This window comes from bacterium (assembly GCA_023382385.1).
Taxonomy (GTDB): Bacteria; Electryoneota; RPQS01; order RPQS01; family RPQS01; genus JABWCQ01.
Genome location: JAHDVH010000002.1, coordinates 349,093 through 359,690, shown reverse-complemented (window position 1 = coordinate 359,690; position 10,598 = coordinate 349,093). Strand labels below are relative to the sequence as shown.

7 protein-coding genes are annotated in these 10,598 nt (G+C 55.4%); all 7 read right to left on the bottom strand.

Annotated features, from left to right (window positions below; all coding sequences use genetic code 11):
- Positions 1 to 3: 3 nt before the first annotated feature.
- The 7 genes from KJZ99_05750 to KJZ99_05720 all read right to left on the bottom strand — a co-directional run bounded on the left by KJZ99_05750 (position 4) and on the right by KJZ99_05720 (position 10,449).
- Positions 4 to 591: a tetratricopeptide repeat protein gene (locus KJZ99_05750; protein ID MCL4305399.1), complete on the bottom strand. Its 588-nt coding sequence runs from the start codon at positions 589 to 591 to the stop codon at positions 4 to 6.
- Between the two features lie 2 nt (positions 592 to 593).
- Positions 594 to 1,889, bottom strand: coding sequence for an NAD(P)-binding domain-containing protein (locus KJZ99_05745; GenBank protein MCL4305398.1), 1,296 nt, complete (start codon positions 1,887 to 1,889; stop codon positions 594 to 596).
- Between the two features lie 16 nt (positions 1,890 to 1,905).
- Positions 1,906 to 2,718, bottom strand: coding sequence for a hypothetical protein (locus tag KJZ99_05740; GenBank protein ID MCL4305397.1), 813 nt, complete (start codon positions 2,716 to 2,718; stop codon positions 1,906 to 1,908).
- 293 nt (positions 2,719 to 3,011) lie between these two features.
- Positions 3,012 to 5,159, bottom strand: coding sequence for an acetate--CoA ligase family protein (locus tag KJZ99_05735; GenBank protein ID MCL4305396.1), 2,148 nt, complete (start codon positions 5,157 to 5,159; stop codon positions 3,012 to 3,014).
- Between the two features lie 211 nt (positions 5,160 to 5,370).
- Positions 5,371 to 9,558: a S8 family serine peptidase gene (locus tag KJZ99_05730; GenBank protein ID MCL4305395.1), complete on the bottom strand. Its 4,188-nt coding sequence runs from the start codon at positions 9,556 to 9,558 to the stop codon at positions 5,371 to 5,373.
- Positions 9,555 to 10,040, bottom strand: coding sequence for a hypothetical protein (locus KJZ99_05725; GenBank protein ID MCL4305394.1), 486 nt, complete (start codon positions 10,038 to 10,040; stop codon positions 9,555 to 9,557). The genes KJZ99_05730 and KJZ99_05725 overlap by 4 nt, the downstream gene beginning before the upstream one ends.
- A gap of 1 nt (position 10,041) precedes the next feature.
- A complete protein-coding gene (locus tag KJZ99_05720; GenBank protein MCL4305393.1) occupies positions 10,042 to 10,449 on the bottom strand; it encodes a hypothetical protein in 408 nt (135 codons plus the stop codon).
- Positions 10,450 to 10,598 lie beyond the last annotated feature (149 nt).

Here is a 10,598-nt window from a genome sequence, read left to right as displayed (position 1 = left end):
GATTTATGGATGATTTGAAGGCTTGAGCCTTGGCAGCGCTTTCTGAGCGTAAGTCGCTAACGTGTCGCTCGGGTGCAGTCTGATCAACTCGCTCCAGGCGTCGCGTGCAACATCGTGGTTTCCGCGGTTCGCCTCAATCGCACCAAGATTGTAGAGTGCTCCGGGATCGCCCGGATGATCTTTCAAAATATCCTTCAGCTCCGTAATGGCCTCATTGTCACGGCCGAGCGCGGCAAGCGACCTGCTGATGTCCAGCCGCACAAGCCAGCCGTCCTCTGTCGTATCCGTCTTCAAAAACTCACGGTAAAACTCGATCGCCTTCTCATACTGTCCGGCCATGAAGTACATATTGCCAAGTTCCAGCGCAATTGGACCGTGACCCGGAGCCGTCTTCCACATTTCCAGCATCTGCTCGATCGGCGGCTTCTGCTCCTGTCGGCTTTGCTTGCGCTGCAGGGATTCAAACGATGGTTCGCCGCCCGGCTGCGGAGCAAAGTAGATCCATAACAGGAGAGCGGGAATCACCAACAGCGCGATCGCAAAAATGATGCGTGTGGTGTTCTTGGGTGGTCTGTGTACTGAATTGGTCATGCTTAGGCGGTTCCAAACTTGCGCTCGAACTCTATTCCAATGCTCTGCAGAAACTCCGTCGGAAGCACGCCGCCGATCATGACAAACACCTGATCGTTGGCCAGCGTCACTTCGGTTCCGGATTGATCCAATATCACGCGCGACGGCTCGATGCAGGTCACGGTCGAGTTGAGCAGCAGCGTGACTCTCCCTTCATCAATGGCCCGCTCGAGACGCTCGCGATTGCCTTCCTTGATTCGGAATATGCTCTCTCCGCGATATGACATATGCACCGTATTCCCCGGCTGCGAAGAGAGCGAAACCGCCGCCTCGACCGCGCTGTCCCCTCCGCCCACGACGAGAATCTTCTTGTGATGATACTTCCCTGGATCGAGCAAACGGTAAGTCACCTTCTCCGATTTCTCACCCGGACAGCCGATCTTGCGCGGAGTCCCTCTGCGCCCAATCGCCAGCAGAACTTTGCGTGTGACATACTCGTTGACGGACGTTGTTACTTTGAAGTGCCCGTTCACCCGCTGAATGGCGGTCACTCGCTCGCCCGCGCGAATGTCCAGATTATGCTTGGTGACCACTTCCGTCAACAGCTCAAGCAGCGGCTCTTTCTCAACTTCACGTAGCTTCACCGAACCGTGTAATGGTAACTCCATCGGCTGCAGCATCACGAGCTTTTGGCGCGGATAAGTGTAGATGGTGCCGCCCAGATCCTCTTGATCAAGCGTGATGAAATTCAAGCCCTCTTTCTTCGCCTGCAATGACGCTGAAATCCCCGCAGGTCCCGCACCGACGATGATCAGGTCAAGCGCTTCACCCGCGCGATCCTGTTCGATCTGTTTGGCTAAATTCTCCACAGCTTGACGTCCTTGCGAAACCGCGTTGCGAATCAGGCCCATTCCTCCCAACTCGCCCGCGATGAACACTCCCGGAACATTCGTCTCAAACGTCCCCTTCACATTCGGAATATCCACACCGCGCTTCTCGGTGCCGAAAACAAGTGTAATCGCGTCCACCGGACACGCCCGCTGGCACTCCCCGTGACCGATGCAGCGCGCGGGATTGACCAATGCAGCTTTCCCGTTGATGAGTTGCAGGATACCCTGTTCCGGACACGCCTTTGTGCAGGAACCTGACCCGATACACGAGTCGGGGTCGACCACCGGATGCAAAGACACCGGTTGGTCAAGGCCCGCCAGCGTCGACTGTTCCAACGTCTTTGCCGCGCGCGCGCTGCTCGTGCGCTCCTTCCAAATATACGCCACCGGAAGTGCGATCACGAGCACGGTGGTTAATACGTAGATCAAAGTCTCAACGCTCACTTCAGAATATCCACGTGTAACCTAATGACACAGCCACGACCACATGCACGACCATGATCACCAGCATGATGATCGCAAACGGTTTATGAAACACATGCCAATGATGCAGAAGTCTGCGCGCCGTTCCGAGAAATGCGATGCGCCGATCCAGCAAGGCGCGCTTGCGTGCAATCGTCACCAGATGCCTCGCATCGTGAGCGGAGAGATTCGCCTCGCGAACAAGCCGCGATCGAAGTGCGGTATAGCGCCACGTCGCGGTCAAGTCGCGCCGCAGCCAGTTCAACAGTCCCCCGCCCGACTGAATGCTGTCGTTTACAAACTCCTCAAGTATCGAGAGTGCCTTCGTATTTCCCCCCGCTTCAGAGGATAGTTGTGCTCGCATCTTATTCTCAAGCTCCTGCAACTCAGTCACAGAAAGCTCCTCGCCGCTCAGGCTGCGCGGAATCTGCACGTAGATATACCTTCCGACGACTCCGCTCAGTGCGACAGCCGCCATCGACCAGAAGGACACCGCAACGATGCCGCCGAACTTGAAGCTGGTGTGAAACAAGACCAATATCGGTCCCGTGACTCCCATCCATATATGATAGTTCAGCCAATAGCGAATGTCGCCCCATCCCCGTTGCATGGGCCGCCATCGCTTGCGCAGTGAATAGAGTAGCAGGATCAGCATCAGGGCGCTGCCAATCACGCCCACGCCATGGCCGATGAATCCGCTCGGGCGCCACTCCTCGTGGCTGTCGTGCCGTGCCCGCTCCTGTAGAGGCAATGAGTAATACTCCCAGCCCCCGTATGCGAGATAAACAGTCGCCATGATAGTCAATAAATACAATAAGATAAGACTCAGGCGATGGAATGACACTCTGGCCGCGCTCCGCTAAGTTTAGAAAAACAGAAATTTGATAATAACCTATCCCAATCCCTCACCCTAACTGCAAGAATTGGGCTTAAATTCTCAAGAAAGTTACGCACCGAACGCCAAGTACAACCTCAATGTAAACAATATCATCCCAATTTCGTAGCCTTACAAAGTGTCCTAATTATGGGACAACTACTTAGCAGGCCGGGGAACTTTTGCTACAGCTCCAGAGTTGAACAAATGTCTACCTAAGCGGGCTTGCCAAGCTTGATCCGCGCATCCGCCATGACGCATCTCTTCGCATCGGGGAAGGCCAGCAGCGGATTGATGTCTAATTCGGCAATCTGCGGGAAGTCCACAGCAAGTTGCGACAGTCGGAACAGCAACTCCGTGATCTTCTCAAAGGAAATTGACTCTTCGCCGCGCACTCCCGCCAAAATCGGATAGCCCCGCAACGACTTCATCATCCCTTTGACATCCGTTTCTGTGAGCGGTGCAAGCCGGAAGCTCACGTCCTTTAAGACCTCGACGTAGATACCCCCCATGCCGAACATGATCAGCGGTCCGAAGGTCGGATCCGTATGAATTCCCATCACTATCTCCCGTCCGCCGCTGACCATCGGCTCAAGAGTCACCCCCCAGGTCTTTGGCGGCGAAGGTAGTTTCGCAATCGCTTCAGAAATCTCATCCCACGCCGTTTCCACTTCCTGCTGCGTCCGTAAATTCAATCGCACCCCGCCGACATCGGACTTGTGCGTGATTCCTTCCGCCGAAATCTTCAGCACCACCGGATAGCCAATCTTCTTGGCCGTCGCAGCCAACTCCTCGCGCTGGGCGACATAATCGAGAGACAGCGTCGGAAATCCATAAGATTTCAAAATTCCAAACACCTCGTCCGATTGCAGCTGCTCGCGATTAGCCGCTAAAGCCCCGTCAATAATCTCACGCACACGATCACGGTCAACATCGTCAAAGGTTCGCATCACGCCCTGCGGACGACTCTGAATCTTCCCGAATCGTGTCAATGCGGCCAGCGAATGCACCGCCGACTCCGGAAAAATATACACCGGTAACCCTGCCGCGCGCAGCACCGGCGTTCCGGACATATCACCGTCGCGCGTCATAAAGCAGACCAGCACAGGCTTCTTCAAATGTTTGTTCTTCTCGTAAGCCCGCACGATTGCCTCAGCGACGTCCCGTGAATCCGATGTGATCGGCAGCACGAAATTGACGATCATCGCATCGGTGTTGGGATCGTTAAGCAAGAGATCTGCGACCGCTTCAAAGTGTGTTGCTCCTGCGCTGGACACCATATCTACGGGATTCTTCGCACTGGCCAGGTCCGCAAGCACACTCTTCAACTTCGCCGTCGTCTCCGGCGCAAACTCGACCATCTTCAGACCGTTGCCTTCCACCGCGTCGGTCGCCAAGATCGCGGGGCCGCCGCCATTGGACATGACTGCAACGTTCGATCCGCGTGGAATAGGTTGCGTCGCAAACGCCTGCGCGTAATCAAACAGCATTTCAACCGTATCCACCCGCAGAATCCCTGCCGACTCAAAAATCGCGTCCACCGCAACGTCCGCCGCGGCGAGACTTGCCGTGTGTGAACTCGCCGCCCGCGCGCCAGCCGTTGTGCGTCCCGACTTCACCGCGACGATCGGTTTTGTGCGCGTCATCTCGCGGCACACCTGGATGAACCGCGCGGGATTACCGAAACTCTCAATATAAAGCAGTGCCAATGACGTGCGCGGATCGTCCTTCCAGTACGCGAGAATATCGTCCACCGAAACATCCGTGCGATTCCCCAGACTGACAAATGACGAAAGTCCCAACTGCATGCTCGCCGCGCGTTCCAAAATCGCAACGCCCAGCGCGCCGCTCTGCGAAAGAAATCCGATATTCCCCGGCACCGGCATCGGACCCGCAAACGTCGCGTCCATACTAACTTCAGGATCGGTGTTGATCACGCCCATGCAATTCGGTCCGATCATCCGCATCCCGTAACTGCGCACCTTCTCAAACAACTCGCGTTCAAGCTTCGCGCCCTCTTCTCCAGCTTCACCAAATCCCGCCGTGATCATGATCAAAGACTTGACTCCCTTGCGGCCGCAATCATCAACGGCTTGGAGCACAAACTTCTTTGGTACACAAATCACCGCCATGTCCACCGGATCGGGAATCTCCAAGACATTCCGGTAGGCGCGCATTGAATTTACAAACTTGGCAGATGGATTGACGGCATAGACAATCCCGTTAAACTCAAAATCGAGAATCTTCCGCAGCATATCGCGGCCAATCGTACCCGGCTGGCGGCTGGCGCCGACCACCGCAATCGAGGTCGGCTGAAAAATCCGTTTCACTTCAAGTAAATCAATCGAATCCGAAGGCATCATGCAAGTTACTTCCAATGATGAAATTATGACTACAATAGCTGTATCGCAACAAACTATAATTTACGCTTCGCTGGCCACTCTTGCAAATCCTGACGCACTCCCGTCCCTCTCAAATCAAAATCTGATACATATTATCATATTCAGAAAATTCGCATAAAACAGAGGGGCCCCCTCTCGGGAGCCCCTCATATGTCGACTGAAAGCTAAGACGTTACTTTGATGCGTCTTGCGCTTCCTTCGTTCTGAACAGATTCGCTTCAAATGCAGCGGTTGCACGAACTTCGTCTGCGCTCCGCCCAATCACGCTCGGCATATCCGGGGGCAGTGGCGAAGACGCAACCACATAGCCGTCCGTGTCCACCGCGAGGAACAGGCACTGGAACCCGAACTGCGATGGATCCGGATAGATGGGAACCTGAACCGTCGGACTCGCGCCGGGCACGAAGCCGCCGTAGCCCCAGCCGGTCGGATAGACCGCGTTCAAGTCATAAGAGTAGTACAGGTCATAGCGCTCCACCGTGATCGGGTCGCCGTTCATGTCGGCGACCACGGGATCCCACGACAACTCAAGAATCAAGCTCGGCGTGCTCTGCACCCACTTGATAACGAGACGTTCAGGTTTGCGCGGCGTGCGATCCCCGATGATCAGATTATACGGATTGTTCGGCAAGTCCGTGATGTCTTCCTTGAACACGACCAAGCCGTGCCAGCCGGTTTCAGTGGGCGTGAAGACAAGCACTTCATCCGCACCGTCCCCGCTCATGTTGATCAACTGAGTATAGCTCGACCGGCTGCCGTAAGTCATGCTCGGATTGTAGAGTGCAAATCCAAGATCGCCTGCGCCAAGATTGTCGAGAATGATTCTCGTTGCCTGACCCGCAACAAAGAAGGCGTCAAACACGTTGATCAGTTCCGTGTCGGGGAAAGGATACGGACCGTAATGTTCGCCGGCAAATACGTCGTGAATCCGGTTTGACTGGTGCAGGCGGTAAGCCCCCACCGAAACGTCCATCGGCCACCCCGTGTTGTTATGCACACCGACGTCAAATGTGGAAATGCCGTTGATGTTGCCGTTTTCCAAAACCCACTCCGTATTCGCGCCGCCTGACCACGAAGGAACCAGCGGGCTGCTGAACCCGATCGTTGAAGAGGTCGCCGGTTGATACAGGAGGCAATTGTATACGTCATCCACGTTGTTGTTCGGCATCATGCCCACTCCGCTCCAGAACGAACTTCCCGTAAACCTGAATCCGTCCACGTTGTAATCAGGGAAGAAGTAGTCCGCTTGGAAGTCTCTCCAGTTCGGCGCCACGTTCGGGGAAGTGAACATCACATTGTTTGCCAAGACCGCCGGAGTCCACACGAACTGCTCGTCACGACGATTGTTCGTCTCATTCCACTCGGCTCCCTCATTCAGAATGTCAATCACGTTGCCGATCTGGTGGCGGCCACCTGGCACCGTGCCGATGTTGCGATTCGATCCAAAGGCGGATCCGCCCGGTACGATCGGACCGTTCCAGTTCGCAAACGTGCCGACCGCCGGACCATCGCGGTAGACGCGGTCATCCAGTGACGCCACCGCCGCACCACAGCCCTGATTGAGAGCCGAGATGTTCACGTAGTTGTTTGGCGCATTGCCCGTGAGCGTCGCGGGAAGAATTGCCGGCTGACCACCTACGGCCTGACGAACTACCAACTGATGCGACCAGCCAACACCCAACGCGTGCGTGAAATCAAAGCCGGACTTGCCCACAAACAAATTGAAATTGGCACTCTGGTCCCAATCCAAATAGTTGTGCTTGTGAACCACAATGGCATGCCAGCCGATTGCTGCCGGAGTCCAGCAGGAAATCAGCTCGCTCGCGCCCGCGCCGCCTGAATTCGACTGCACATTGAATGCAGAGCGTCCAAAGAAGGTGTCGTCAGGACCATACACCGAGACGACGATGTTCGCCGTGCCGGATGTGACTTCCGCTTCAATGCTGTACGGTACAAGTTCGTTTACATAGAATTCCCAAACGTCAAACAGCTCTGTCGAACTCAGCGAATGCGAACCATAGTCGTTGCGGCCAATTCCCGGCTGACTCGGTGAAAGAATCGTGGATGTTCCGCACTCCACTCGATGCTGCGAGGACTCGCCGTCGAAGTTCAGTACGGAAGCAATCAGTCTCTGCGCCTGTCCCACGTTGTTGTTATTGACTCCGACGAAGTCCATAAAAGAGCCGTAGGAAGAGGACGCTTCCGAGTCGTCGAAACCGTTGGTGGAGCTAACCGCTTCGCTGTAAATGCGGGCGTCATAGTCCGCGGTCGAGGTCTGTGCCATGACGGCCATGATGTCCCACCAACCGGTATTGTAGAAATTCTCGCCGCCGTAGCCATCCACGTTTTCGTAGGTGTAGCCTTGCGCGAGCTGGTCTGTGGCATACTTGATCGGAGGAGAGGACTGCGTCAGAATCTCGCCGTCGTTCATCTGTCGCGGATCCCATGCCCACTGATTGTAAGCGTGGTTGTTGGTTTCGATCCGCTCGTTGACCTGCTCCAGCGGGTCTGCGGTCAAACGCACAAAATGACGACCGCCGCGGACAGACGTTCCTGCATTTATACCAAAGGCTTCGCCTGCAGCGTGGAGTGTGTCTTGAATCCAGCCAATCTCAAACGCATCGTCCACAAAAATGCGATAGCGTGCCGGCGCAGCCCAGCCGATGCGGGCCGAGTTTCTGATTGCCCCGTTCCAATAGGTCGTCGCCGGCGCAGGATCCAAATCGGAGGTTATTACGCAACTCGAGCCGGTCGCACCGGTCGTGTTGCGCGGCACCATATACCACGTCCAGCCCGCACGCAACTGCGGAAGCAATTCCGGTGCAAGAATCCCGAACAAATTCGGCATTCTGCCAATGTTGCCCGGAGTTGTGCCCGGAAGCGTGCCGAAGTCGTTCAGGTAGTCGCGCATCAACGCCGTCGAAATGGTCGTGCCGTTGTAATTGTGAACGATGTTGTGAATCACTCCGGCGCAGCCCGCCACTGTGGGCGATGCGTTCGATGTTCCGCCAAAGCTGTTCGTATACCATTCGTCACGCGATGTCGGGTTAAACGGAGTACCATCATCTGAATAACCCAACGTGAAGCTGCCATCACCCCACGCATTCAAGTCGCAGCGCTCGCCCCAGTTCGTGAAGCATGACGCATCGTGGGCGACCGTAGACTGAACAGCGGAAACGTAATTAGACCCCGTATCTGTCGAGTTCCGGAAAGTGGTCCCGAATGTCGCGTGATCCAGATTGACACAGCCGTTGCCCGATGCAAGAAAGTAATGAATGCCGTCGGCAACGCCAGCCTGAATCGAAGACTTCACTGCCGCATCATACTCGGCTGCCACCACACCATTCTGCGAAGGGTTGCACGGACAGCTCTGACCCGGAGGCAGCGGGCTGGCAAAATATCCCCAGGATGAATTCGTCATTTCACCGGCAAGCAACTGACCATTGGCAAAATCATAAATGTCCGCCACAGATCCGTAGCTCCCTGAATTGCGCTGGTACAATCGCATCTGCTGATCTGCGACAAAGCCCAGACAGCCGACGTTGTTGTCATCGCACGCGCCGAGCACGCCCATCACCGCTGTGCCATGATCGTTATCGCTGTCCGGCGTTCCTGCCGTGGCGACATTGGCCAATGTCACATCTTCGTGAGTGGTCTGCATACCGCGCTCGAAAATTCCCGTCCACCTGCCCGTTCCCGGCCCATCCACGACATCCGGGTCATGATTCGCCAAAACCCAATCAAGGTCTACGCCCAGTGGGGCAGGATCATGATACGTCTGGTTAGGTATGAAATTGGGCGTCGGATTGCCGAGGTCCTGACACAGCAAATCCACGGGAATCGGCTCATAATATGCCGTTTCGATTTCCGGATTCTCGAGAATCTCATAGATCAGCCCCTTGGGATCAGCCGCCACTTCCGGAAGATCGAAACAGTAGAAACTGAATAGATCCACCAAGTCCCATCCGGACTTCTTCTCGATGCGCGCGAGATCTGCCATGTAGGCTTCCTCGCTGCGGTTTGTGATGATGACGCGCGGCTTGATCTCCGGATGACGGGCTAAGAAAGCCTTCGTGCCGTTAATGTCGCGGCCCGTCAAAGACACCAACTCGTTGTTACGGATACGAACTGTGTCTTCATCAAAGAACTTCACAAACAGGCGAGTCAGATTGCGTGCCGTAGGATCAACACCCTCGGCCCAAATATATTTCTCAAAAACGATTCGCTTGGAAAAGTCGCGGGTCGGCTCCTCGTTTGGAAGCATCTCTCCCAAGTCGCGTTCAATCATCGTGTCACTGGCATAGAGTGCCGAAGCCGTCAGCACGGAAGCCAGCATGATTAGAAGTGTGCGGAGTTTCACTTCGCACCTCCTTCGCGGACGTCACCCGTCAGCGGGTCGCGTTCTACCGTCACTCTCTGCACCGGTGTCTGGTTATTGCGACTCTCGATGGCCGCAAGCACACGGGCCTCAGCCTCGTGGTTGCCCTGAGCGCGAACATAATTCAGCACCGCAACTAGCCGCGCTTCCTCCTGCTCCGCCTTCAGAGCGATGATCTGCTGCTCAAGCAGTTCAGCCTGCTCATCCGTTGCAAGTGCGATCTGCGCGCGCACTTCGGAAATCTGCTTCTGAAACCGATCTTCCAACTGCTGGAACTCGGGCTGCAGCACAGTCTGTACTGCTTCGAGAGCAACTTCTTCGAGAATAGACTCCACGCTGACCGGAGCCGGTGTCGAGTGCACCGTCTTGATAACTTCAGAGCGTTCGCCCTTCACTTCCACATCGGCTGCGAGGACGAAGACCGGGAGGGAAAGAGCTGTGACAATCAAAAGAAGCTTCTTCATCTTATCTCACCTCCTGCACGTCTTGTCCCGCACGATCGCGGCTGGTGTTAAGCGGAGTTCCCGTAACAGGGCCTGCCGCCAGCTGTGCAAGGCTCTCTTCGGCCCGCTGACGAAGCTCCACGTTTCCCGTCAGGTCGTAATATTCGACCATCAGACCGAGGACCTGAATCTCATAGGACTCAATCAGGTTCGCGTACGCAACATCAAACGCCGTCCGCTCGTGCGGCGCCAGCGTTGGATACTGCGCGTCCATCTCTGCAACTCGCTGCTCGCGTTCCAGCAACAGTGTCTTTATCTGCTGCTGAAGCGCGACCGCCGGGTCGGGCGTCTGACCCGGAGCCGCAGGCTCGTTCGCCCACGCGGTGCTCACGACGACTAAGGCCGCTAACACCATTTTCCACATTTTCATGCTTGCTTCTCCCTCAAATGTTCATGATGGCAAACTAATATCTTACAAAACATGTGCTGAGCAGCAAATTATAGCATAATGGTGACTGGTTTGCAAGGTTCTTCACAAAAAAACGGAAAAAAAACTCCAAATCGGTCGCATCTCCTGCC

Excerpts from the sequence above, each read along its gene's own strand:
- KJZ99_05750 (MCL4305399.1), bottom strand. The coding sequence starts at position 591 with ATGACCAATTCAGTACACAGACCACCCAAGAACACCACACGCATCATT.
- KJZ99_05740 (MCL4305397.1), bottom strand. The coding sequence starts at position 2,718 with ATGGCGACTGTTTATCTCGCATACGGGGGCTGGGAGTATTACTCATTG.
- KJZ99_05735 (MCL4305396.1), bottom strand. The coding sequence starts at position 5,159 with ATGATGCCTTCGGATTCGATTGATTTACTTGAAGTGAAACGGATTTTT.
- KJZ99_05725 (MCL4305394.1), bottom strand. The coding sequence starts at position 10,040 with ATGAAGAAGCTTCTTTTGATTGTCACAGCTCTTTCCCTCCCGGTCTTC.
- KJZ99_05720 (MCL4305393.1), bottom strand. The coding sequence starts at position 10,449 with ATGAAAATGTGGAAAATGGTGTTAGCGGCCTTAGTCGTCGTGAGCACC.